Genomic DNA, 23,320 nt, shown 5'->3' on the forward strand with positions numbered 1-23,320 from the left:
CCCGGTCGGCGCCCTCTTCGCGAACCCTCACGGTTACCGACATGAACAAGACCAGAACTTCCGGGCGTACCGTCGGGGGGCTTAGGTCCCTCTCGCTCCAGGCGCCCGCCGTCTCCCTGCTGTTGCTCTGGATGCTGATCCCGCTGGGCATGACCCTGTGGTTCTCCTTCCAGCGCTATAACCTGCTGATGCCCGGCATGACCGGCTTCGCCGGGCTCGAGAACTACGAGTACCTGTTCACCGACCCCGCCCTCTGGTCGGCCATGGGCACCACCCTGCTGATGGTCGGCTGGGTGCTGGCGATCACCGTGGTCGGCGGCACCCTGCTGGCGGTGCTCTTCCAGCAGGAGTTCATGGGCCAGGGCATCGCCCGGGTGCTGGCGATCTCGCCGTTCTTCGTCATGCCCACCGTCAGCGCCCTGGTCTGGAAGAACATGATGATGCACCCGGCCAACGGCGTGCTGTCCTGGCTCGTCGAGCTGTTCGGGCTGCCGGCGGTGGACTGGTTCTCGTCGCTGCCGCTGACCTCGATCATCATCATCGTGGCCTGGCAGTGGCTGCCCTTCGCGCTGCTGATCCTGCTGACCGCCCTGCAGTCGCTCGACGAGGACCAGGTGGAGGCCGCCCGCATGGACGGCGCCGGCCCGATCGCGATCTTCTTCTTCATCACCCTGCCGCACCTCAAGCGGGCGATCAGCGTGGTGATCATGATCGAGATGATCTTCCTGCTGACCATCTTCGCCGAGATCTTCGTGACCACCTCCGGCGGCCCGGGACTCGCCACCACCAACCTGGCCTACCTGATCTACATTCGCGCCCTGCTCGACTTCGACGTGGGCATGGCCTCCGCCGGCGGGGTGATCGCGATCATCCTCGCCAACATCGTCGCCATCTTCCTGGTCCGCATGGTGGCCAAGAACCTGGAAAGCTGACGCGGGAGCGCCTCTCATGACGACTGCAAGAACCAAATCGCTGCCCTCCAGCCACGCCGCCCCCCTGACGCAACGCGCGCCGTGGCTGGGCATCCTGCGCAGCCGCCGCCTGTGGCTGGGCGTGCTGGGCTGGTCCGTGGCCCTGCTGATCTTCTTCCCGATCTTCTGGATGGTGCTGACCGGCTTCAAGACCGAGGCCGAGGCCATCGCCGAGCCGTCGCTGGTCTTCTCGCCGACCCTGGAGAGCTATGACGCGGTCCAGAATCGCGCCGGCTATGCCAGGTTTGCCATCAACAGCGTGGTGGTGGCCTTCGGCTCGACGCTGCTGGCGCTGCTGATCGCGATTCCCGCGGCCTACTCCATGGCCTTCCTGCCCACCAGGCGCACCAAGGGCACCCTGCTGTGGATGCTCTCCACCAAGATGCTGCCGCCGGTCGGCGTGCTGGTGCCGATCTACCTGCTGTTCCGCGATGTCGGGCTGCTGGATACCCGCACAGGGCTGGTCATCGTCTACACCCTGATGAACCTGCCGATCGTGGTGTGGATGCTCTACACCTTCTTCAAGGACATGCCCAGGGACATCCTCGAGGCGGGCCGCATGGACGGCGCCAGCACCCTGCAGGAGGTGCTCTACCTGCTGCTGCCGCTGACCCTGCCGGGGATCGCCTCCACCGGCCTGCTGTCGGTGATCCTGAGCTGGAACGAGGCCTTCTGGAGCCTCAACCTCACGTCCTCCCAGGCGGCCCCGCTGACGGCCTATATCGCCTCCTTCTCGAGCCCCGAAGGGCTCTTCTGGGCCAAGCTCTCCGCGGCCTCGACCATGGCCATCGCGCCCATCCTCGTCTTCGGGTGGCTCACCCAGAAGCAGATGGTACGTGGCCTGACCTTCGGCGCCGTCAAATAACGAGGAAACCAAGATGGCAACGCTACAACTCAAGCAGATCAAGAAGAGCTTCGGCGAGACCGACGTCATCAAGAGCGTCGACCTCGAGGTCAACGACCGGGAATTCGTGGTCTTCGTCGGTCCCTCCGGCTGCGGCAAGTCGACCCTGATGCGCATGATCGCCGGGCTCGAGAGCGCCACCAGCGGTGACATCGTGATCGACGGCCAGCGCATGAACGAGGTCGGCCCCGCCGACCGCGGCCTGGCCATGGTCTTCCAGAGCTATGCGCTCTACCCGCACATGACGGTCGAGGACAACATGGGCTTCAGCATGCGCCTGGCCGGGGTGGCCAAGGCCGAGCGCCGCCGCAAGGTCCTCGAGGCGGCCAGGATCCTGCAGCTCGAACCGCTGCTGGATCGCAAGCCCAAGGCGCTCTCCGGCGGCCAGCGCCAGCGCGTGGCGATCGGTCGCGCCATCGTGCGCAATCCCAGCATCTTCCTGTTCGACGAGCCGCTCTCCAACCTGGATGCCGCCCTGCGCGTACAGATGCGCATCGAACTGGCGCGGCTCCACGAGGAGCTCGATGCCACCATGATCTACGTCACCCACGACCAGATCGAGGCCATGACCATGGCCGACAAGATCGTCGTGCTGCACGACGGCGAGGTCGAGCAGGTGGGCTCGCCCATGGAGCTCTACCACCATCCCCGCAACCGCTTCGTGGCCGGTTTCATCGGCTCGCCGAAGATGAACTTCCTGTCCGTCGAGGTGGCCGAGGCCGAGGCCGACGCCGATGGCGTCGGCGTGCGCCTGCCCGGCGGTGACGTGACCCGGGTGCCCGTGGAGGGGCAGGGCCAGGCCAGCGGCACGGCCCTGGAGCTGGGGATCCGCCCCGAGCACCTGGTGCTGGACGACCAGGGGCCCCTGGAAGGGGAGATCCAGGTCCTCGAGCGCCTGGGGGGCCAGACGTCGCTGTACGTGCAGATGGGCGAGGCCATGGTCACCATCATGGCCGACGGCGATGTCGCGCACCGCGTGCATGACAGGGTGCGTTTCGGCTTCGAGCCGGGCCGGGCGCATCTCTTCGATGCCCGGGGACTGGCCCTGCCGAGCCTTCACCAGCATCCCCTGGCCGGCCTGCGCCGCCAGGACAACCGTGCCCCCTCCGACGCCGTCGGCCAGTGACTGGAGGTCGCATGGACAGCCTGATCTTCGATTGCGACGGCGTGCTGGTGGACAGCGAGGCCATCGCCGAGACCACCCTGCTCGAACTGCTGGGCGAGTGGCTGCCGGACCTGGCGGCCCGGGCCGAGCTGAAGGCGGCGCTGGGCATGACCACGGCGAACATCCTGGACCATCTCGAGGCGTGCAGCGCCTACCGGCTGCCGACGGATGCCGCCGCGCGGGTCGACGATGCCATCGAGGCCCGCCTGGCCGACGAACTGCGCGCCATCGACGGCGTCGCCGCGGCCATCGCCGCTCTCGAGCTGCCGCTGGCGGTGGTCTCCAACAGTCGCCGTCGGCGGGTGCTGGCCTCGCTTGCCACCACCGGGCTCGACGCCCGGCTGGGCAATAGCCCGATCATCACCGCCGATCAGGTGGCCCACCCCAAGCCGGACCCGGCGGTCTACCGCCTGGCCGCCGAGCGGCTGGGCTGTGCGCCCGGCGACTGCCTGGTGGTGGAAGACAGCGTCTCCGGGGTGACCGCGGCCCATGGCGCCGGCATGGCGGTGATCGGCTTCACCGGCGCCAGCCATGTCCCCCCGGGACAGGACGAGCGGCTTCGCGAGGCAGGCGCCTGGCGCATCCTGCCGCACATGCAGGGGCTCGAGGCGCTGGTTCGGCAGTGGCGGGACACCCGCCGGCCGACCGTCGGCTCCTGAGCGTTCTCGTCTTCTCCCCCTTCACACCCCTTACCAGGACGACAGCATGAAACTACAAGACAAGGTAGCCGTGGTGACCGGCGGCGCACGAGGCATCGGCCTGGCCATCGCCGAACGCTATCTCGCCGAGGGCGCGCGGGTCGTGGTGGCCGATATCGACACCTCCGCCATCGACGAGGCCGTGGCGCAACTCGCCGGAGGCGAGCGCGTCAGGGGCATGCGCCTGGACGTCTGCGACCGGGCCTCCGTCGAGGCCCTGATCGACGCGGCCCGGCGCGATTTCGGCGGCATCGACATCCTGGTCAACAACGCCGCGGTGTTCGACATGGCGCCGGTGCTCGAGGTCACCGAGGCGGGCTACGACAGGCAGTTCGCGGTCAACGTCAAGGGCGCCTTCTTCACCCTGCAGGCCGTGGCGAAAGCCATGGTCGAGCGCGGCCGGGGCGGCAAGATCATCAACATGGCCTCCCAGGCCGGTCGCCGGGGCGAGCCGCTGGTCAGCCTGTACTGCGCCTCCAAGGCCGCGGTGATCAGCCTGACCCAGTCCTGCGGCCTGGCGCTGATCGAGCACGGCATCAACGTCAACGGCATCGCCCCGGGGGTGGTCGACACCCCGATGTGGGACGAGGTCGATGCGCTGTTCGCCCGCTACGAGGGTCGCCCCCTGGGCGAGAAGAAGCGCCTGGTCGGCGAGGCCGTGCCCTATGGGCGCATGGGCCGACCCGAGGACCATGCCGGGGCCGCGGTCTTCCTCGCCAGCGACGACAGCGACTATGTGGTCGCCCAGACCCTCAACGTCGACGGCGGCAACTGGATGAGCTGATGTCACCCCAACCGTCAGGAGCCCCCATGACTCCCAATATCCATGACATGGCCGTACGGCTGCTCGAGGCGGCGATGGGGCGCGAGCGCTTCATCGTGGCCCTGGCGGGGCCGCCGGCGGCCGGCAAGTCCCTGCTCTCCGAGTGGCTGTGCCGCGAGATCAACGAGCGCCAGCCGGGCATCGCCGCGGTGGTGCCGATGGACGGCTACCACTTCGACAATGCCGTGCTCGAGCCCGAGGGGCTGGTGCCGGTGAAGGGCGCCCCCGAGACCTTCGATACCGACGGCCTGCTGCAGGACCTGGCACGCATCCGCCGTGCCGATCGTACCGTTGCCGTGCCGGTCTTCGACCGGCCCCTGGACCTGGCCCGGGCCGGCGGCCGGCTGATCACCCTCGACCACCGCCTGGTGATCGTCGAGGGCAACTACCTGCTGCTGGATCACGGGCCCTGGCCGGAACTGCGGGCGTTGTTCGACATGACCCTCTTCCTGGAGGTGCCTGACGAGGTGCTCGAGGCGCGGCTGATCCAGCGCTGGCTGAACATGGGCCAGGACCATGACGGGGCCATCGAACGTGCCCGTCTCAAGGACATGCTCAATGCCCGCTTGATCAAGCGGGCGTCCGTTCCCGCCGACGTGCACTGGGCCGCCACGGTCTGAGCGACGACACCAGCCCCCGACACCGATTCGCCGCACGCGGCAGGAGATCCAAGATGACGCGACTCAACACCGACAACCTGGGGCGATTGGCCCCGGCGGTCGCCGTGCCCGCCTACGATCGCGGCGCCGTCAGCGCCGGCATCGTCCACTTCGGCGTGGGCGGCTTCCACCGTGCCCACCAGGCCATGTACCTGGATGACCTGATGAACCGGGGCCAGGCGCTGGACTGGGGCATCGTCGGCGTCGGCGTGATGCCCGGCGACCGGCGCATGCAGGAGGCCCTGGCCGCCCAGGACCACCTCTATACCCTGGTGGTCAAGCATCCCGATGGCGAGGTCGCCCCCCGGGTGATCGGCTCGATCATCGACTATCGCTATGCCCTGGACGACCCCGAGGCGGTGATCGAGACCATGGCCGACCCGGCCATCCGCATCGTCTCGCTGACCGTCACCGAGGGTGGCTACAACTTCCATCCGGTGAGCGGCGAGTTCGACCTCGGCAATGCCGACGTGCGCCACGACCTGGCCAACCTCGCCGCTCCGAGGACCACCTTCGGCCTGATCACCGAGGCGCTCTCGCGGCGTCGCGAGCGGGGCCTGGCGCCCTTCACGGTGATGTCCTGCGACAACATCCAGGGCAACGGCGAGGTGGCGCACCGCATGTTCACGGCCTTCGCCCGGGCCCGGGAGGCCGGGCTCGCCGCCTGGATCGAGGCCGAGGTGCCGTTTCCCAATTCCATGGTCGATCGCATCACGCCGGTCACCATGGCCGCCGATATCGAGGAGCTGGCCACCCGCTTCGCCCTCGAGGATGCCTGGCCGGTGGTCTGTGAGCCCTTCACCCAATGGGTGCTGGAGGACCGCTTCGCCGCCGGGCGGCCGGCCTTCGAGGACGTCGGCGTGCAGGTGGTGGACGACGTCGAGCCCTTTGAACTGATGAAGCTGCGGCTGCTCAACGCCAGTCACCAGGCGCTGTGCTACTTCGGCTACCTGGCCGGCTATCGCTATGCCCACGAGGTTTGCCAGGATCCGCTGTTCGTCGACTTCCTGCTCGACTACATGGCCCGCGAGGCCACGCCGACCCTGGCGCCGTTGCCGGGCATCGACCTCGACGACTACCGCCATACCCTGATCCAGCGCTTCGCCAACCCCGAGATCAAGGACACCCTGGCCCGGCTGTGCGCCGAGAGCTCGGATCGCATCCCCAAGTGGCTGCTGCCGGTGATCCGTGAACAGTTGGCTCGCGGTGGCGAGATGCACCGCGCCGCCGCGGTGGTGGCCAGCTGGGCCCGCTATGCCGAGGGACGCGACGAGCAGGGGGAACCCATCGAGGTGGTCGATCGCCTGGGGGACGAGCTGATGGCCATCGCCGCGCATCACCACGAAACACCGACCGCCTTTATCGACAACCGCGAGCTGTTCGGCCACCTCGTCGATGACGAGCGCTTCCGCCAGGCCTACCTCGCGGCCCTGGCCTCGCTGCATGAGCACGGGGCGCGTGCCACACTCAAGGCCCTGGCGACGACGCGAGGAGGCGACTGATGTATATCGGGGTGGATTGCGGCACCCAGAGCACCAAGGTGGTGGTGGTCGATATCGAGGAGGCGCGTATCCTCGGCGAGGCCAGCCGTCCCCATGCCCTGCAGGAGGGCGACAATGGCCGTCGCGAGCAGGCCCCGGCCGACTGGCGGGCGGCCTTCCTCGGCGCCTTCGCCGAGGCGGTGGCCGCCGCCGGCATCGATGCCCGGGCGATCCGCACCATCGGCGTGTCCGGCCAGCAGCATGGCCTGGTGGCCCTGGACGCCCGCGGCGAGCCGGTGCACCCGGCCAAGCTGTGGTGCGACACCGAGACGGCGGCGCACAACGCCGCCCTGGTCGAGCGCCTGGGCGGCGAGGCGGGCTGCCTCGACCGGCTGGGGCTGGTGCTGCAGACCGGCTACACCGCCTCCAAGCTAGCCTGGCTGCGCGACACCCGGCCCGACGCCTACCGGCGCATCGACAGCCTGCTGCTGCCCCATGACTACCTCAACTTCTGGCTCACCGGCGAGCGGGTCGCCGAGGCCGGCGACGCCTCGGGGACCGGCTACTTCGACATCCGCGCGCGGCGCTGGCGCGAGGACGTGTTCGCCGAGATCGCCCCGGAGCTCGACCCCGCGCGGGTGCTGCCGCGCCTCGTCGCCTCCCACGAGCCGGCCGGCACGGTGCGCCCCGAGCTGGCCCGTGAGCTGGGGCTGGCCGAGGGCGTGGTGGTCTCGAGCGGCGGCGGCGACAACATGCTCGGCGCCATCGGCACCGGCAACATCACTCCGGGGCTGGTGACCCTGAGTCTCGGCACCTCGGGCACGGTATACGCCCATGCCGAGGCCCCGGTGATCGGCGACAGCGCCGAGGTCGCGAGCTTCTGTGCCAGCCATGGCGGCTGGCTGCCGTTGATCTGCACCATGAACGTGACCTCGGCCACCACCCGGATCCGCGAGCTGTTCGACCTCGACCTGGCGGCCTTCAACGAGCGGGTCGCCCGCGCGCCCATCGGCGCCGGAGGTGTCACCGTGCTGCCGTTCTTCAACGGCGAGCGGGTGCCGCCGCTGCCCCGGGCCACGGCGAGTCTGGCGGGCCTCACCGGGCTGAACACCACCCCGGACAACCTGTGCCGGGCGGTGGTCGAGGGCGCCACCTTCGGCCTGCGCTACGGCCTCGAGCGGATCGGCCCCCTGGCCCGGGGCGCCAGCGAGATCCGCCTGATCGGCGGCGGCGCCAGGAGTCCCGTCTGGCGGCAGATGGTCGCCGACATCACCGCCGCACCGGTCATCTGCCCCAGGGTCGGCGAGGCCGCCGCCCTGGGGGCGGCGCTGCAGGCGGCCTGGTGCGATTGCTACCCCGATCTGCCCCTCGAGGCCCTCTGCCAGCGCCTGGTGCACCTCGACGAGAGCACCCGGGCCACCCCCGGCGCCGAGCGCGTCGCGGCCTACGAGGAGGCCTACGCTCGCTACCGCCGGGCGCTGGCCGACCGGCACGCCATCCCCGCCTGAAACCCTGACTTACGGAGTCCGTCATGCCATCCCAACTCGATGCCCTCAAGTCGCTCTCCCTGGTGGTCGCCGACACCGGCGACCTGGACGCCATCCGCCGCTACCGGCCCCACGACGCCACCACCAACCCCTCGCTGCTGCTCAAGGCCTTCGACCTCGACGAATACCAGGAGCTGATCGAGGCGGAGCTGGCGGCCGTCCGGGCCGAGACCGGCGATCGCCAGGCCCGGATCGATCACGCCGTGGACCGCCTCGCCGTGGCCAAGGGCAGCGAGATCGCCAAGCTGATCCCCGGCCGGGTGTCCACCGAGGTGGCCGCCAGGCTGTCCTTCGACACCGAGGCCAGCATCCGCAAGGCCCACGAGCTGGTCGCGCTCTACGACAGGCGCGGCGTCTCGGCGGATCGCGTGCTGATCAAGCTGGCCTCGACCTGGGAGGGCATCCGCGCCGCCGAGCGCCTCGAGCGGGAGGGCATCCACTGCAACCTGACCCTGCTGTTCAGCGAGGCCCAGGCCCAGGCCTGCTTCGATGCCGGGGTGTTTCTGGTCTCGCCCTTCGTCGGCCGGGTCACCGACTGGTACACGCAGGCGACCGGCCAGGACTTCACCCCCGATACCGACCCCGGGGTGCAATTCGTGCGGGCGGTCTGCCGGCGGGTCGGCGAGGGCGGCTACGACACCGTGGTGATGGGCGCCAGCTTCCGCAATACCGGGCAGGTGCTGGCGCTGGCCGGTTGCCCGCGACTGACCATCTCGCCGGCGCTGCTCGAGGAGCTGGCCGACGCCGAGGGCGAGGTGACCCGCCAGGTGAACATCGAAGGCGGCGGTTCGCGGTCGGCACCGCTCAGCGAGGCCGAATTCCGCTGGGGCCACAACCAGGATGCCATGGCCAACGACAAGCTGGCCGAGGGCATCCGTCGCTTCGCCGAGGACCAGCAGCGCCTCGAGGCGCTCATCGCCGAGCGGCTGGCGAGCCGCTGAATGCCTGCCGCCGGCCCGCCCACGGGATCCGCGCGGCGGCGTCCCTTTCCCCGCGGGCGGGGCCTTGAAACCCCGCCCGGGCGTCACCACATCACCGTCGCTGGTCCACTCCGGACCCCGCCGTGCGGCTGACCGCCGTCGGATGCGAGATCGAATCTGAAACTGATCACGACGCAAGGAGGTGATTGGATGTCAGTGCAGACATCGTCCAACCGACCGCTGGAACAGGCGAACACCCATACCGTCATCGATTCCCCCGATCTCCAGAGCCGGGTGCGCAGCGCGCCGCTGCCCGGGGAGGATCCCTACCCGACCCGTCTCGCCGAACCCCTCGACCTGCCCTGGCTCAACCGCCGGGAGCCGGTGGTCAAGGGGCGTGACCGGGCGGGGCCGCTCAGCGCCGAGCAGCTAGACGCCTTCGAGCGCCGCGGCTTCCTCTTCGAGCCGGAGTTCCTGGACGGCGAGGAGCTCGACGCGCTGCGCCGGGAGCTTTCCGCCCTGCTGGCCCGCGACGACTTCCGGGGCCGTGACTTCAGCATCACCGAGCCCCAGGGCAACGAGATCCGCTCGCTGTTCGCCGTGCATTTCCTGTCGCGGCGCTTCGGCCGCCTGGCCAACGACCCGCGGCTAATGGGCCGGGCCCGGCAGATCCTCGGCGGTGAGCCCTATGTCCATCAGTCCCGCATCAACTACAAGCCGGGCTTCGAGGGCAAGGGCTTCAACTGGCATTCCGACTTCGAGACCTGGCACGCCGAGGACGGCATGCCGGCCATGCATGCGGTGAGCGCCTCCATCGTGCTGACCGACAACCACACCTTCAATGGCCCGCTGATGCTGGTGCCCGGCTCCCATCGCGTGTTCGTGCCCTGCCTCGGCGAGACGCCGGAGGACCACCACAAGCAGTCGCTCAAGACCCAGGAATTCGGCGTGCCGAGCCGCGAGGCGCTGCGCCGGCTGATCGACCGGCACGGCATCGAGGCTCCCACCGGGGCGGCCGGCGGCCTGCTGCTGTTCGACTGCAACACCCTGCACGGCTCCAATGCCAACATGTCGCCGGACCCGCGCAGCAACGTCTTCTTCGTCTACAACCGCCGCGACAACCGCTGTGTGGAGCCCTTCGCCGCCGCCAGGCGGCGCCCGCGGTTCCTGGCCCACGCGCCTGGCGAGGACTGGTCGGCGGACGCCTGACGCGGGCCCCGGGGGGGAGTAGACTGGTGATTCCGGCACCCATCCGCGGGTAACCCCCGAACAAGGAGTCGACAGGCATGCGCTTCGTCCCCCATTTCACCGATGGTCGGGCCTTCCCGGAGCCGTTGGGCAAGATCGTCTGCGTCGGCCGCAACTACGCCGAACACGCCCGCGAACTCGACAACCCGGTGCCCAGCGAGCCGCTGCTGTTCATCAAGCCGGCCACCAGCGCCGTGAACCTCGAATCCCCCATCGCCGCCCCTTCCGAGCGGGGCGATGTGCACTTCGAGACCGAGCTGGCGCTGCTGGTCGGCCAGCCGCTGACCCATGCCACCGCCAAGGAGGCGGAGCGGGCCATCGTCGGCATCGGCCTGGCCCTGGACCTGACCCTGCGCGACGTCCAGGCGGCGCTCAAGGAGAAGGGCCAGCCCTGGGAGGTGGCCAAGGCCTTCGATGGTGCCTGCCCGCTGTCGGCCTTCCTGCCCCTCGAGGCGTCGCCCAACTGGAGCGGCCTGGAGTTCACCCTGACGGTGGACGGCGAGGCCCGCCAGCATGGCCGGTGCGCGGACATGCTGTTCCCGGTGCCGGAGCTGGTCGCCGAGATGAGCCGCCACTTCACCCTGGAACCGGGGGACGTGGTGCTCACCGGCACCCCCGCCGGGGTCGGCAAGCTGCCGTGCGGCGCCGAGTTGCGCCTGGAACTGGTCGACGGCATGGTGGTGACCACCCGCGTCTTGGACTGATCGAGGGCTCGCGCCACATGACAGGGGCCCCGCCGGCGATACCGGCGGGGCCCCTGTCGTCCCGGGCGCGGGCTCACTCCAGGTAGGTGTAGCCCTCGAGGCCGTCGGAGAGGTCGTCGAGGAAACGCGTCTGTTCCTCCTCCGCCAGGCCGCTGGCGGCGAGCTGCTCGGCCAGCCGGCGGCGCAGCACCTCGGCATCGAAGTCCACATAGCCCAGCACGTCGGCGACCCGGTCGCCGCGGCGCACGTGGTCGAAGCGCCACTCGCCGGCGTCGTCGAGGGCGGCGTCCACCGAGTCGGTATCGCCGAACAGGTTGTGCAGGTCGCCGAGGATCTCCTGGTAGGCCCCCACCAGGAAGAAGCCCATCAGGCGCTCCTCGCCCTCCCGCCACTCGGGCAGCGGCAGGGTGGCCTCCACCCCCTGGCCGTCCACGTAGCCGTCGATGCGCCCGTCGCTGTCGCAGGTGATGTCCTGGATCACCGCCCGCCGCGAGGGCTCGCGGTCCAGGCCGGACAGCGGCAGCACCGGGAAGATCTGGTCGATGCCCCAGACGTCGGGCACCGACTGGAACAGCGAGAAGTTGACGAACAGCTTGTCGGCCAGTTTCTCGGCCAGCTCGTCGTGGATCTCGCGGTGGGCGCGGTTGCGGGGATCGAGGCGCTCGCGCAGCCGGGCGCAGGCGGCGGCATAGACCCCTTCGCCCTCGGCGCGGGTCTCGAGGCCGGCCAGGCCCATGACGAAGCGGTCCTGCAGCTCGCCGATGGCCTGCACCAGGTCGTGCCAGGCCTCGACCAGGCCCCGCGGGTCGTGCATGGCCCGGAGCTCATCGTGGACCCGCCACAGCTCGTCCACCTGGGGGTCGCCCTCGACCCGGGGCGGCGGCGGCTGGGTGTCGACGCGCTCCTCGCCGATCACGTTGGTGACCAGCACGGCGTGGTGGGCGGTCAGCGCCCGGCCGGACTCGCTGATCAGGTGGGGGTGGGGGAGGGCCTCGGCCTCGCATACCTGAGCGAAGGCCGCGACCACGTTGCGGGCATACTCGCGCATCGAATAGTTGATCGAGCAGAAGCTGCGCGAACGGGTGCCCTCGTAGTCGATGCCGAGCCCGCCGCCCACGTCGACGGTGTCCACCGGCGCGCCCAGTGCCAGCAGGCTCTGGTAGAAGCGCGCGCACTCGCGCAGGCCGCGCTGGATGTCGCGGATGTTGGCGATCTGCGAGCCGAGGTGGAAATGCACCAGCTGCAGGCTGGCCAGGGCGTCGGCCTCCTCGAGGCGGGCCACCACGGCCTGGATCTGGCCGGCGGTGAGGCCGAACTTGGACTTCTCGCCGCCGGTGTTCTGCCACTTGCCCTTGCCCACCGAGGCCAGCCGGGCCCGCAGGCCGATCCGCGGTGTGACGCCGAGCCGGCCGGCCTCCTCGAGGATCAGCGGCAGCTCGGAGAGCTTCTCCACCACCAGGTAGACGCGGTGGCCGAGCTTCTCGCCCATCAGTGCCAGGCGGATGTACTCGCGGTCCTTGTAGCCGTTGCAGACGATCAGCGAGGGGCCGTCGCCGGACAGCGCCAGCACCGCCAGCAGCTCGGGCTTGCTGCCGGCCTCCAGGCCGACCCGGCCGCGGCCGCGCTCCTGGGTGGCCAGTATCTCCTCGACGACCCGGCGCTGCTGGTTGACCTTGATCGGGTAGACCGCGGTGTAGCCGCCCGTGAAGCCTTCCTCGCCCATGGCGCCGTCGAAGGCGGCACACAGCTGCTCGACCCGGTCGTGGAGGATATCGGTGAAGCGGATCAGCACCGGCAGGCGCAACCCGGCCTGGCGCAGCCGGGCGATCAGCGGGGCCAGCGGCAGCGAGGGGCCGTCGGTCTCGCCGCCGAGCGGTCGCACCAGGGCCTGGCCGTCGTCGTCCACGTCGAAGTAGCCGCTGCCCCACTGGTCGATGTTCCAGGTGTGCCGGGCGCGGTGCGCGGGGCCCGCGGCGCTGCCCATCGCCAGGCTCATGGCCGGGCCTCGGGCAGCGGCGGGGCGCCGTCCTCGAGGCGCCGCAGCAGGATGGTGCGGAACTGCTCCGGGTCGTGGGGGGTGAGGTCGTGGGCCGGCGGGTCCACGTAGACCACCAGCAGCCGGGACAGCCAGTAGCGCAGCGCCGTCAGGCGCAGCATCATCGCCCAGGCGTCCCGCTCGGCCGGGACCAGCGGGCGGCTGGCCTGGTAGGCGGTAAGGATGGCCTCGTAGCGCGCCGGGTCGAGGCGGCCATCGGGCTCGGTGGCCCAGTCGTTGATGACGATGGCCAGATCGAACAGCAGGTCGCCGGTGCAGCCGTTGTAGAAGTCGATCAGCCCGCCCAGCCGGTCGCCGTCGAACAGGGTGTTGTCGCGGAACAGGTCGCCGTGGAGCGCCCCCCGGGGCAGCTCGGGGGCCTCGTCGAAGAAGCCCTGGTAGATCTCCACCTCGTCCTTCATCAGGGTCTGGTCCTCCGGCGAGAGGTAGACCAGGACCTTGTGGTGCATCGGAAGCAGCCAGTGCAGGTCGCGCGGGTTGGGCCGAGTGCCGGGGAAGTGCTGCGAGACCCGGTGCATGCGGCCCAGGGCATCGCCCAGGGCCCGGCACTGGGCCAGGTTCGGGTCGCGGGGGTGCTTGCCCGGCAGCCGCGGGAACAGCAGCGCCGGCTTGTCGACCAGGCTGTGCAGGGCGATGCCGTCACGGTCGTGGAGGGGCCCCGGCACCGGCAGGCGGTGCTCGTCGAGGTAGTCGAGCAGCTCGACGAAGAACGGCAGCTCCTCGTGCTCGCCCTGCTCGAACAGGGTCAGCACCAGCTCGCGACGGTCGGTGGTGACGAAGAAGGTGCTGTTCTCGGTGCCGGCGGGCACGCCCTCGAGGGAAACCAGCGAGCCGGCATCGAAGCGGCTCAGGAAATCCGCGACCTGGGAGTCGGTAAGCGGTGTGAATACGGCCATGTGTCTCTCGCCCGGGAATGCCAAGCCGCCTATTGTAGCGGCTTGTCGCCGCGATGCACGAACCGGTTGGAACGGGGCCCGCCGGTCGGCGGCGGGCCCGAGGCGGCGAGGTCAGAAGCGCTTGATCACCCACTGGGGCACGGCGATGCGGTCCCCTTGCTGGCGCTCGAAGTTGCCGTCGCCGTCGTGGTCGACCAGGTAGTAGGAGGGGCCCGTCGAGGGCCGGATCTCGATGGCATACAGCTCGCCGTTGACCCGGTACTCGCGGATGGTGCGGTCCTCCTCCTGGCGGATGGTGATGTCGGGCTCGACGTCGTCACTGGACTGGGCCAGGAGCGGTACCGCGGCGGCGCTCAGGCAGGCGCCGACCAGCAGCGCGGAGAGCAGGCGAGGGATGGGCATCATGGGTCCTCCTGGGCCACGGGATGTCTCCCCAGTGTAAGTCCTTGGCGTGACGAGGCCCACCTTCCCGGGGCAAACGCCGTCGCCAATGCGTATCATGGGTGACCAGGATCAGGCTTTCAGCCCCGACATTGACTTCCGCCCAGACCTCAAGGGATGCCGATACATGGCCGACACCCCCATCGTACTCGTCGACGGTTCCTCCTACCTCTACCGCGCCTTCCACGCCCTGCCGCCCCTGTCCACCTCGGATGGCCAGCCCACCGGCGCCATCAAGGGCGTGCTCAACATGCTCAAGCGGCTGATCAAGGACTACCCCGACAGCCCCATGGCGGTGGTCTTCGACGCCCCGGGCAAGACCTTTCGCGATGAGCTCTTCGAGCAGTACAAGGCGCAGCGGCCGCCCATGCCGGACGACCTGCGCTCCCAGGTCGCGCCGCTCCACGAGTGCGTGAAGGCGCTCGGGCTGCCGCTGCTGTGCATCGAGGGCGTGGAGGCCGACGACGTCATCGGCACCCTGGCCAGGCGGGCCACCGAGGCCGGCCGGGACGCGGTGATCTCCACCGGCGACAAGGACATGGCCCAGCTGGTCAACGCGCACATCACCCTGGTCAACACCATGAAGGACGAGACCCTGGACGTGGCCGGGGTGAAGGAGAAGTTCGGCCTGCCGCCGGAGCGGATCATCGACTTCCTGGCGCTGATGGGCGACAAGGTCGACAACATCCCCGGCGTGCAGGGCGTCGGCGAGAAGACCGCCCTGGGCCTGCTGCAGGGCATGGAGGGCGGCCTCGAGACCATCTATGCCGACCTGGAGAAGATCAAGACGCTGGGCTTTCGCGGCGCCAAGACGCTGCCCGGGAAGCTCGAGGAGCACCGCGACCAGGCCTTCCTGTCCTTTGAGCTCGCCACCATCAAGACCGACTGCGACCTGCCGGTGGGACTCGATGACCTGGATATCGCCCACCCGGACCGGGAGGCCCTGCTCGAGCTCTACCGACGGCTGGAGTTCAAGGCCTGGCTCTCCGAGCTGCTCGAGGGCAGCGACGAGGGCGTCGACGACGTGGCCGGCGGCAGCGCGACCCCGGCAGGCGAAAGCGGCGAGGGCGGCGAACGCGGCAGCGCCGGCCGCCAGGACAGCGTGATCCTCGAGCAGGCCGAGCTGGACGACTGGCTAGCGCGGCTCGCGGACGCCGAGGCCTTCTGCTTCGACCTGGAGACCACCAGCCTCGACTACATGGAGGCCGAGATCGTCGGCGTGGGGCTGGCGCTCGAGCCGGGGGAGGCCGCCTACATCCCGCTGGGCCACGACTACCTGGACGCCCCGGCGCAGCTCGATCGCCGGGCGGTGCTCGAGGCCCTGCGCCCGCTGTGGGCCGATGCCGGCAAGGCCAAGGTCGGCCAGAACCTCAAGTACGATATCTCGGTGCTGGGCCGGCATGGCTACGAGGTCCAAGGCGCCCTGGACGACACCATGCTCGAGTCCTACGTGCTCGACTCCACCGCCACCCGCCATGACATGGACTCGCTGGCGCTCAAGTACCTGGGCGAGAAGACGGTGAGCTTCGAGGAGATCGCCGGCAAGGGCGCCAAGCAGCTGACCTTCAACCAGGTCGCCCTGGAACAGGCCGCGCCCTATGCCTGCGAGGACGTCGATATCACCCTGCGCCTGCACCGGGAATTGCGTCCCCGGGTCGAGGCCGAGGGGCGCCTGGCCGAGGTCCTCGACACCCTCGAGCGGCCGCTGATCCGGGTGCTGTCGCGCATGGAGCGGGGCGGCGTGGCGCTCGACGCCGAGCGCCTGCATACCCAGAGTCGCGAGCTCGGCAAGCGGATCGGCGAGCTGGAGGAGAAGGCCTATGAGCTGGCCGGACGCGAGTTCAACCTCGGCTCGCCCAAGCAGCTCGGCCAGATCCTCTTCGAGGAACAGAAGATCCCGGTGATCAAGAAGACCCCCAAGGGCGCGCCGTCCACCGCCGAGGCGGTGCTCGAGGAACTGGCGCTGGATTACCCGCTGCCCAAGGTGATCATGGAGCACCGCGGCCTGTCCAAGCTGCGCTCCACCTATACCGACAAGCTGCCCAGGCTGGTCAACAAGGCCACCGGACGGCTGCACACCAGCTATCACCAGGCGGTCACCGCCACCGGCCGGCTGTCGTCCTCCGACCCCAACCTGCAGAACATCCCGATCCGCACCGAGGAGGGCCGGCGCATCCGCCAGGCCTTCGTGGCCCGGCCCGGCTATCGCATCGTCGCCGCCGACTACTCGCAGATCGAGCTGCGCATCATGGCGCACCTGTCCGGCGACAAGGGGCTGCTCGCGGCCTTCGCCGAGGGCCGCGACATCCACGCCGCCACCGCCGCCGAGGTGTTCGGCGTGGCACTCGACAAGGTCTCCGGCGAACAGCGCCGCAGCGCCAAGGCGATCAACTTCGGGCTGATCTACGGCATGAGCGCCTGGGGGCTGGGACGCCAGCTGCACATCGACCGCAACCAGGCGCAGACCTATATCGACCGCTACTTCGACCGCTACCCCGGCGTGGCCCGCTACATGGAACGGATTCGTGCTCAAGCGGCCGATGACGGGTTCGTCGAGACGGTGTTCGGCCGGCGCCTCTACCTGCCCGAGATCCACTCCCAGAACCGGGCGCGCCGCCAGGGTGCCGAGCGGACCGCCATCAACGCCCCCATGCAGGGCACCGCGGCGGACATCATCAAGCGGGCGATGATCGATGTCGACGGCTGGCTGGAGCGCGAGACCATCGACGCCATGATGGTCATGCAGGTCCACGACGAGCTGGTCTTCGAGGTCAAGGAAAGCGAGGTCGAGGCCTTCATCGAACGGGTGAAGGGCCATATGCAGGCCGCCGCCGAGCTCGACGTGGCGCTGATCGTCGAGGCCGAGAGCGGCGCCAACTGGGACGAGGCGCACTGACCCGTCCCCGCCCACGACGAGGCCCGCGCCACGCCGCGGGCCTTGTCATGTTCGGGGCGCCAGCTCCCGGATCGCCACGCTCAGCTCCTCCACCAGGACCTCCACCGCCAGCGGCAGGGTGCGCCCCGCGGCGCCGCACAGCACCAGCCGCGCGCCGTCGATGCGCGGGTCTCGCAACGGCTTGAACACCAGCTCGCCATGCGCCAGCTCGCGGGCGACGTCGAGCTCGTTGAGGAAGGCCACCCCCAGCCCCGCCCGCGCCAGCGACTTGATCGCCAGGATCCGGTTGCAGCCTGCCAGCGGCGAGAGCTCGATATCCGACTGGGCCAGTACCCGCTCCAGGGTCGAGCCGCGGAACATCTCGGCATCCGGCAGGATCGCCGGATAGTCGCGGCAGTCGTCCAGGCGCACACTCGGCCGCTCGGCCAAGGGGTGGGAGGGGGCGACGACCGCCCCGAAGCCCAGCTCCACCGACTCGATGAAGCGGATCCGAGGCGTCGGGTGCGGGTTCATGCAGATGCCGATGTCGGCCTCGCCGGTGGCGACCTCCTCGAGGATGGCCTCGGTCAAACCGGTCCTCAGCGCGAAGCGGACTCGGGGGAAGCGCTCGCCGAAGCGGCCCAACAGCCTGGGCAGGACCTCATCGGTCAGCGACTCGACGGTGGCGATGCGCACCTCGGCGCAGCCGGTGCCGCGGATATCGCCGAGGGTCTCCAGCAGGTGGCGCTCGTCACGCTGCCACTGGCGGATCTGGGCGAGCATCAGCTCGCCCGCCGGGGAGAGCCGCAGGCCGCGTGGCAGCCGCTCGAACAGCGGCACGCCCAGCTCGTCCTCCAGCTTGAGGATCTGGCGGTTCACCGCCGAGGCGGCGACATGCAGCCGTTCCGCCGCCTTGCGCAGCGAGCCCTGACGGGCCACTTCCTCGAAGTAGCGCAATCCCGTGAGCAACAGGTGCATGGCCGTCTCCCGAGGCATTGCTGTTGCTTTTTCAGCAACGAAATGAGCGAAACATTATTATGGACCAGTACGGTTGGGCGACGCTAGCTTGAGACTACCTCCACAACAAAACAAGCGAGGCTCCCTGCCATGTGCACTTCCCACGAGCCACTCGGCTCACGCGAGTCCCAAGTCGACCCCGTCGACCAGAAGCTGCCGCTACCCTCCATGCTGCTGTACGGCGTGCAGCACGTGCTGGTGATGGCCGCCGCGCCGATCACCGCCGTCTTCCTGGTCGGCCAGGCGATGGGCTTCGGCAACGACGTCATGGTTGCCCTGATGAGCGCCACCTTCCTGGTCTGCGGCCTGGGCACCCTGCTGCAGTCCTTCGGCCCCTTCGGCATCGGCGCCCGCCTGCCCTTCGTGCAGGTCCCGGGTGGGGCGCCCCTGGTGATCTTCCTGACCATCGCCCAGGCCACCGACCTGCAGACGGCCACCGGCGCGGTGATCCTCACCGGGATCTTCTACTTCCTGGCGTTGCCCTTCTTCACCCGGGTGCTGAAGTTCTTCCCGCCCATCATGATCGGCACCATGCTGCTGCTGGTCGCCATCAACCTGGTGCGCATCTTCGGTGGCCTGATCACCGGCCAGCAGGGCACGCCGGAGTTCGCCAACCTGCCGGCCATCGCCCTGGCACTGGGCACCATGGCCGCCATCGTGCTCTGCGCCCGGATCTTCACCGGCATGCTGCAGCGCATCGCGGTGATGCTGGGGCTGCTCATCGGTGCGGCGCTCAGCGCGGCGTTCGGCATCATGGAGTTCGACGGCGTGCTCTCCGGCCCGGTGGTGGCCTTCCCGTCGCTGTTCCCCTTCGGCATGCCCACGTTCGACCTCTTCGCCTCCCTGCCGCTGATCATCTTCAGCGTGGTGTCGATGACCGAGGCCACCGGCCAGACCATGGCCACCGCCGAGATCGTCGAGAAGCGCGGCGACTCGCGCGCCCTGGTGCCGCGCAACATCCGCGCCGACGCCCTGGGGTCGCTGATCGGCGGCTGCTTCGGGACCTCGCTGATCATCACCAGCGGCGAGAACATCGGCATCGTCCGCGCCACCGGGGTGCGGTCGCGCTACGTCACCGTCGCCGCCGGCCTGATCCTGGTGCTGCTCGGCCTGTTCGCCCCGCTCGGCCGACTGGCGTCGCTGCTGCCCACCGCCGTGGTGGCGGGGACCGCGGTCATCGTCTTCGCCATCATCGGGGTGATGGGCATCAACATCCTGCGCCGGGTCGACCTCAACGAGCACGGCAACATGTTCACCCTGGCCTCCGCGCTGGCCATGGGCCTGTTGCCCATCCTGGTGCCCGGCTTCTACAGCACCTTCCCCGAGCACCTGCAGATCATCCTCGGCAATGGCCTGGCGATGGGCACCCTGACCGCGGTGATCGTCAACCTCCTGTTCCATCACCTCGGCCGCCGTGCGGATGCCCCCGCGCCCCGGGGCGCCGAGCTCCCCAGCCAAGAGATCAAGGGAAAGTAATCGTATGACGCCTTCATCACGGACCCGCGCCGGCACGACGCCGGCCCTCACCCCGGCGGCCTTCGCCGACGAGACGCTCCTGCTGCTGCCCGAGGAGGTGCTGCTGGAGGGAGGCTGCGCCCGCGACCAGGCGGTGCTGGTGGCGGGCGGCCGCTTCGCCGAGGTCGGCGACCGCCGGGAGCTGCTCGCCCGTCATCCGCGGCTCACCCCCCTCGAGCTCCCCGGCAAGCTGCTGATGCCGGGGTTCATCGACGCCCATCACCACCTGACCCAGTCGCTCGGCAAGTCGCTGGTGTTCGGCGAGCCCTCGGAGATCTTCAAGCGCATCTGGGTGCCGCTGGAGGGCAGCCTGGACGAGCGGCTGCTGCGTCTCTCGACCAAGCTCGCCGCCCTGGAGGCCTTGCGCGGCGGCTTCACCACCGCCGTGGACGCCGGCACCCGGGCCTCGGCGGAGCTCGCCGGCATCGCCGGTGCCGCCGAGGAGACCGGCCTGCGCTGCGTGCTGGGCTTCATCTGCAACGACCTGGGCGGCGACCGCCCGGACGGCGGGACGATCCGCCGCGCCGCCGAGCGCCACCTGGCGGACTGGGCGGGCCATTCGCTGGTCCATCCGTCGCTGGCGGTGTCGATCCCCGAGGTGGCCAGCGATGCCATGCTGCGCGACGCCGCGGCGCTCTGCGCCGAGGGCGGGGCCATCTTCCAGACCCACGTCAACGAGCACCTGCAGGCCGTCGAGCGCTCCCTGGTGGCCCGGGGACAGCGACCGCTGGAGCACCTGCATGCCACCGGCGCCCTGGGCCCGCAGACCCTGGTCGCCCACGCCACCCTGGTGACGCCCTGGGAGCTCAACCTGCTGCGCGATACCGGCACCGCGGTGGCCTTCAACCCGGTGGCCAGCGCCTGGAAGGGCAACGCCGTGGCGCCGGCCTTGCAGATGGCGGCCCAGGGCATCCGCTTCGGGCTGGGCACCGACGGCACACGCAGCGACGCCTTCCGGCTGCTCGATGCCGCCGAGACCAGCCAGCGCCTGGCCTTCGGGCTGGCCAGCGGCGATTCCTCCTGCGGCGGCGGCTGGCTGTGGCTCGACCACGCCACCCGCGCCGGCGCCGATGCCGCGGGGCTTTCGGGCGTGACCGGGGCGATCGCCCCGGGGCTCGCCGCCGACTTCCTGCTGGTGGATCTCGAGGTGCCGGAGATGACGCCGTCCTGGGATCGCCCCTGGGAGCTGGTGCGCTACGCCAATCGCGACCAGATCGACGCCGTCTTCACCAACGGCCGGCTGCGCCTGTGGCAGGGCTGGCCGGCGGACTGGGACGCCCGGGCGCTGCTGCGCGAGGTGCGGGAAGCGGCCGGCGCCGCGGTGGAGCGCGCACCGATCCAGCGGGTCCATCCGACCTCCACGGCGCATCGCGCCCGCCTCGTCGAATCACGACGGGCCGCGGCGGGGCGGGCGCCCCATGGGTGAGCTCGTCGTCTTCACCACCCTGGCCGTGTCCACGGCCGTCGCCGCCTTCATGCAGGGGGCAATCGGCATCGGCTTCGCGCTGATCGTCGCCCCGGTGATGGGCTTCCTGCGTCCCGACCTGCTGCCGGTCGCCCTGCTGGTGCTGATGCTGCCGCTCAACCTCTACGTGGCGCTGCGCGAGCGTGAGGCCATCGATTGGCGGGGCACGGCCTGGATCGGGGTGGGTCGCCTGCCGGGGACCTTCCTGGGACTGGGGATCCTGCTGATCATGAGCACCAACGGCCTCAACCAGCTGATCGGCGCCTCCACGGTGATCGCCGTGCTCGCCGCGCTGTTCGCCCCGGTCTTCCGTCCCCGCGCCGGGGCCTGTGCCTCGGTGGGGCTGGTCACCGGGGTGACCGAGACCGCCACCGGTGTCGGTGGCCCGCCGCTGGCGCTGCTCTACCAGCACCGTCCGGGGCCGGAGCTGCGTTCGACCATCGCCTGCTGTTTCCTGGTGGGGGAGCTGGTCTCCCTGGCGATCCTGGCGGCGGCGGGCAAGGTCCAGCCGGACCAGCTGATGTGGTCGCTCTACCTGCTGGTGCCGCTGCTCGTGGGTAGCGTCGCCAGCCGCGCCATGCACCACCGCCTGGATGCCCGCCGACTGCGTCAGGGGGTCCTGATGTTCGCACTGGTCTCCGGCGTGGTGCTGATGATCCCGCGCTAGCCGGTGCCCCAGGAGCGGAAAACGAGAGGCCCGCGGCGCTGCCGCGGGCCTCTTGCTATCGACGAATGACTGCTTAGCGCCAGCCGACGCGATCGAAGATCCTCACCGCCTGGGGGTTGTTCTCGCCCAGCTCGCTGACGTTCAGGTCGTCCGTCTTGAAGTCGCCCCAGGAGGCCAGGACCTCGTCGAGCTCCACCCCGTCGACGACCGGGAACTCGTGGTTGCCGGCGGCGAAGATCGCCTGGGCCTGGTCGGAGGCCAGGAACTCCAGGAAGCGCACGGCGTTCTCCGGATGCGGGGCGCCCTGGACCATGCCGGCGCCGCCGATGTTGACGTGGGCACCGCGGTCGTCCTGGTTCGGGAACAGGATCTGGACCTTCTCGGCGGCCTCGCGGTCGCCCGCGTTGTCGGAGGTCAGCAGGCGCACGTAGTAGTAGTGGTTGGCCACGGCCAGGTCGCACTCGCCGCTGGCCACGCCGAGGATCTGGTCGGTGTCGCCGCCCTCGGGCTGGCGCGCGAAGTTGTCGACCACGCCCTGGGCCCACTGCTCGGCGCCTTCCTCGCCGTGATGGGCGATCATCGAGGCCAGCAGGGACTGGTTGTAGATGTTGTTCGAGGAGCGGATGCAGACCTCGCCCTCGAAGCGCGGGTCGGCGAGATCCTCGTAGCTGGCGATCTCGTCGGCGCCGATCGCCTCGGGATTGTAGAAGATGGCCCGCACGCGCTGGCTAAAGCCGAACCACTTGCCCTCGGGGTGGCGCATGGCCTCGGGCAGGCGCTCGGCCAGCACCTCGGACTCGACCTCGGCGAAGATGCCCTCCTGCTCGGCGCGCCACAGGCGGCCGGCATCCACGGTCATCATCACGTCGGCCGGGCTGGCCTGCCCCTCGCGGGTGATGCGCTGGATGAGCTGGTCGGAGCCGCCCTCGAGGACGTTGACCTCGATGCCGGTCTCCTCGGTGAAGGCGTCGTAGAGCGCCTGGTCCGAGTCGTAGTGGCGTGCCGAGTAGATGTTCACCTCGTCGGCCGAGGCCTGGGTGGCGAAGGCCGCACCGGCCAGCAGGGCGGCGAGCGGCAGGGCGTGACGGCGGTGCTGGATCATCGAGAACCTCGTGGGCGGGGGGCGGAATGCAATCTAGAATGAGAATGCGTTGCATTATGTCGAGCCATTGAAGCGCCTGGCCCGGTCGGCGTCAACTGCGGCGATGGGCGGGGACTGATCTGGGTCAATATCGGGCCCCGCCCGGGGGCACTCGGGAAGGCGAGGA

Annotated in this window: 20 protein-coding genes; 15 read left to right on the forward strand and 5 right to left on the reverse strand. The window is 69.9% G+C overall.

The window, feature by feature from the left end; genetic code table 11:
• Positions 1-41 precede the first annotated feature (41 nt).
• From FHR97_RS12925 to FHR97_RS12975, 11 genes are all read left to right on the forward strand, one after another.
• The gene (locus FHR97_RS12925; protein WP_183384228.1) at positions 42-932 is read left to right on the forward strand and encodes a carbohydrate ABC transporter permease; all 891 of its coding nucleotides are present in this window, start codon (positions 42-44) and stop codon (positions 930-932) included.
• Between the two features lie 16 nt (positions 933-948).
• Positions 949-1,836 (forward strand): carbohydrate ABC transporter permease, encoded by an 888-nt coding sequence (locus tag FHR97_RS12930; RefSeq protein ID WP_183384229.1) that lies wholly within the window; start codon positions 949-951, stop codon positions 1,834-1,836.
• Between the two features lie 13 nt (positions 1,837-1,849).
• Positions 1,850-3,001 (forward strand): ABC transporter ATP-binding protein, encoded by a 1,152-nt coding sequence (locus FHR97_RS12935; protein WP_183384230.1) that lies wholly within the window; start codon positions 1,850-1,852, stop codon positions 2,999-3,001.
• An 11-nt stretch (positions 3,002-3,012) separates the two neighbouring features.
• The gene (locus FHR97_RS12940) at positions 3,013-3,699 is read left to right on the forward strand and encodes an HAD family hydrolase (RefSeq protein ID WP_183384231.1); all 687 of its coding nucleotides are present in this window, start codon (positions 3,013-3,015) and stop codon (positions 3,697-3,699) included.
• Positions 3,700-3,745: 46 nt separating this feature from the next.
• Positions 3,746-4,522, forward strand: a complete 777-nt coding sequence (locus tag FHR97_RS12945; RefSeq protein WP_183384232.1) for an L-iditol 2-dehydrogenase — start codon at positions 3,746-3,748, stop codon at positions 4,520-4,522.
• Between the two features lie 26 nt (positions 4,523-4,548).
• Positions 4,549-5,181 carry a nucleoside/nucleotide kinase family protein gene (locus FHR97_RS12950; protein WP_183384233.1) on the forward strand — a complete coding sequence of 211 codons (633 nt, stop codon included), beginning with the start codon at positions 4,549-4,551 and terminating at the stop codon, positions 5,179-5,181.
• A 53-nt stretch (positions 5,182-5,234) separates the two neighbouring features.
• A complete protein-coding gene (locus FHR97_RS12955; RefSeq protein ID WP_183384234.1) occupies positions 5,235-6,722 on the forward strand; it encodes a mannitol dehydrogenase family protein in 1,488 nt (495 codons plus the stop codon).
• Positions 6,722-8,209 (forward strand): xylulokinase, encoded by a 1,488-nt coding sequence (gene xylB, locus FHR97_RS12960; protein ID WP_183384235.1) that lies wholly within the window; start codon positions 6,722-6,724, stop codon positions 8,207-8,209. The genes FHR97_RS12955 and xylB overlap by 1 nt, the downstream gene beginning before the upstream one ends.
• Positions 8,210-8,232: 23 nt before the next feature.
• On the forward strand, positions 8,233-9,189 hold the full coding sequence (tal, locus tag FHR97_RS12965) for a transaldolase (RefSeq protein WP_183384236.1): 957 nt from the start codon (positions 8,233-8,235) through the stop codon (positions 9,187-9,189).
• Positions 9,190-9,378: 189 nt separating this feature from the next.
• Entirely contained in the window at positions 9,379-10,377 is a 999-nt protein-coding gene (gene thpD, locus FHR97_RS12970; protein ID WP_183384237.1) for an ectoine hydroxylase, read from the forward strand.
• A gap of 77 nt (positions 10,378-10,454) precedes the next feature.
• Positions 10,455-11,120, forward strand: coding sequence for a fumarylacetoacetate hydrolase family protein (locus FHR97_RS12975; RefSeq protein WP_183384238.1), 666 nt, complete (start codon positions 10,455-10,457; stop codon positions 11,118-11,120).
• 73 nt (positions 11,121-11,193) lie between these two features.
• On the opposite strand, the gene speA is transcribed toward FHR97_RS12975, so the two are convergent.
• From speA to FHR97_RS12990, 3 genes are all read right to left on the reverse strand, one after another.
• Positions 11,194-13,116, reverse strand: a complete 1,923-nt coding sequence (gene speA, locus FHR97_RS12980; protein WP_183384239.1) for a biosynthetic arginine decarboxylase — start codon at positions 13,114-13,116, stop codon at positions 11,194-11,196.
• Positions 13,113-14,072 (reverse strand): homoserine kinase, encoded by a 960-nt coding sequence (locus FHR97_RS12985; RefSeq protein WP_183384240.1) that lies wholly within the window; start codon positions 14,070-14,072, stop codon positions 13,113-13,115. The genes speA and FHR97_RS12985 overlap by 4 nt, the downstream gene beginning before the upstream one ends.
• Positions 14,073-14,183: 111 nt before the next feature.
• On the reverse strand, positions 14,184-14,477 hold the full coding sequence (locus FHR97_RS12990) for a DUF2782 domain-containing protein (RefSeq protein ID WP_183384241.1): 294 nt from the start codon (positions 14,475-14,477) through the stop codon (positions 14,184-14,186).
• Between the two features lie 163 nt (positions 14,478-14,640).
• On the opposite strand from FHR97_RS12990, the gene polA reads away from it, so the two are divergent.
• Entirely contained in the window at positions 14,641-17,409 is a 2,769-nt protein-coding gene (gene polA, locus FHR97_RS12995; RefSeq protein WP_183384242.1) for a DNA polymerase I, read from the forward strand.
• Positions 17,410-17,454: 45 nt separating this feature from the next.
• On the opposite strand, the gene FHR97_RS13000 is transcribed toward polA, so the two are convergent.
• On the reverse strand, positions 17,455-18,366 hold the full coding sequence (locus tag FHR97_RS13000) for a LysR family transcriptional regulator (protein ID WP_183384243.1): 912 nt from the start codon (positions 18,364-18,366) through the stop codon (positions 17,455-17,457).
• Positions 18,367-18,495: 129 nt separating this feature from the next.
• On the opposite strand from FHR97_RS13000, the gene FHR97_RS13005 reads away from it, so the two are divergent.
• The 3 genes from FHR97_RS13005 to FHR97_RS13015 are packed head-to-tail and all read left to right on the forward strand — an operon-like array spanning position 18,496 to position 22,052.
• Positions 18,496-19,881, forward strand: coding sequence for a uracil-xanthine permease family protein (locus tag FHR97_RS13005; protein ID WP_183384244.1), 1,386 nt, complete (start codon positions 18,496-18,498; stop codon positions 19,879-19,881).
• A gap of 4 nt (positions 19,882-19,885) precedes the next feature.
• A complete protein-coding gene (locus FHR97_RS13010; protein WP_183384245.1) occupies positions 19,886-21,346 on the forward strand; it encodes an amidohydrolase family protein in 1,461 nt (486 codons plus the stop codon).
• Positions 21,339-22,052: a sulfite exporter TauE/SafE family protein gene (locus FHR97_RS13015; RefSeq protein ID WP_183384246.1), complete on the forward strand. Its 714-nt coding sequence runs from the start codon at positions 21,339-21,341 to the stop codon at positions 22,050-22,052. The genes FHR97_RS13010 and FHR97_RS13015 overlap by 8 nt, the downstream gene beginning before the upstream one ends.
• Positions 22,053-22,125: 73 nt before the next feature.
• Here FHR97_RS13015 and FHR97_RS13020 read toward each other — a convergent pair whose 3' ends face one another.
• Positions 22,126-23,154, reverse strand: coding sequence for a Fe(3+) ABC transporter substrate-binding protein (locus FHR97_RS13020; protein WP_183384247.1), 1,029 nt, complete (start codon positions 23,152-23,154; stop codon positions 22,126-22,128).
• Positions 23,155-23,320 lie beyond the last annotated feature (166 nt).

This window comes from Halomonas stenophila, assembly GCF_014192275.1.
Lineage (GTDB): Bacteria > Pseudomonadota > Gammaproteobacteria > Pseudomonadales > Halomonadaceae > Halomonas > Halomonas stenophila.

Coding starts and splice junctions, on each gene's coding strand:
- FHR97_RS13000 (WP_183384243.1), bottom strand. CDS start 18,366: ATGCACCTGTTGCTCACGGGATTGCGCTACTTCGAGGAAGTGGCCCGT.
- FHR97_RS13010 (WP_183384245.1), top strand. CDS start 19,886: ATGACGCCTTCATCACGGACCCGCGCCGGCACGACGCCGGCCCTCACC.
- xylB (WP_183384235.1), top strand. CDS start 6,722: ATGTATATCGGGGTGGATTGCGGCACCCAGAGCACCAAGGTGGTGGTG.
- FHR97_RS12940 (WP_183384231.1), top strand. CDS start 3,013: ATGGACAGCCTGATCTTCGATTGCGACGGCGTGCTGGTGGACAGCGAG.
- thpD (WP_183384237.1), top strand. CDS start 9,379: ATGTCAGTGCAGACATCGTCCAACCGACCGCTGGAACAGGCGAACACC.
- FHR97_RS12925 (WP_183384228.1), top strand. CDS start 42: ATGAACAAGACCAGAACTTCCGGGCGTACCGTCGGGGGGCTTAGGTCC.
- FHR97_RS12990 (WP_183384241.1), bottom strand. CDS start 14,477: ATGATGCCCATCCCTCGCCTGCTCTCCGCGCTGCTGGTCGGCGCCTGC.
- tal (WP_183384236.1), top strand. CDS start 8,233: ATGCCATCCCAACTCGATGCCCTCAAGTCGCTCTCCCTGGTGGTCGCC.
- FHR97_RS12955 (WP_183384234.1), top strand. CDS start 5,235: ATGACGCGACTCAACACCGACAACCTGGGGCGATTGGCCCCGGCGGTC.
- FHR97_RS12985 (WP_183384240.1), bottom strand. CDS start 14,072: ATGGCCGTATTCACACCGCTTACCGACTCCCAGGTCGCGGATTTCCTG.
- polA (WP_183384242.1), top strand. CDS start 14,641: ATGGCCGACACCCCCATCGTACTCGTCGACGGTTCCTCCTACCTCTAC.
- FHR97_RS12945 (WP_183384232.1), top strand. CDS start 3,746: ATGAAACTACAAGACAAGGTAGCCGTGGTGACCGGCGGCGCACGAGGC.
- FHR97_RS12935 (WP_183384230.1), top strand. CDS start 1,850: ATGGCAACGCTACAACTCAAGCAGATCAAGAAGAGCTTCGGCGAGACC.
- FHR97_RS13015 (WP_183384246.1), top strand. CDS start 21,339: ATGGGTGAGCTCGTCGTCTTCACCACCCTGGCCGTGTCCACGGCCGTC.
- FHR97_RS12930 (WP_183384229.1), top strand. CDS start 949: ATGACGACTGCAAGAACCAAATCGCTGCCCTCCAGCCACGCCGCCCCC.
- FHR97_RS12950 (WP_183384233.1), top strand. CDS start 4,549: ATGACTCCCAATATCCATGACATGGCCGTACGGCTGCTCGAGGCGGCG.
- speA (WP_183384239.1), bottom strand. CDS start 13,116: ATGAGCCTGGCGATGGGCAGCGCCGCGGGCCCCGCGCACCGCGCCCGG.
- FHR97_RS13005 (WP_183384244.1), top strand. CDS start 18,496: ATGTGCACTTCCCACGAGCCACTCGGCTCACGCGAGTCCCAAGTCGAC.
- FHR97_RS13020 (WP_183384247.1), bottom strand. CDS start 23,154: ATGATCCAGCACCGCCGTCACGCCCTGCCGCTCGCCGCCCTGCTGGCC.
- FHR97_RS12975 (WP_183384238.1), top strand. CDS start 10,455: ATGCGCTTCGTCCCCCATTTCACCGATGGTCGGGCCTTCCCGGAGCCG.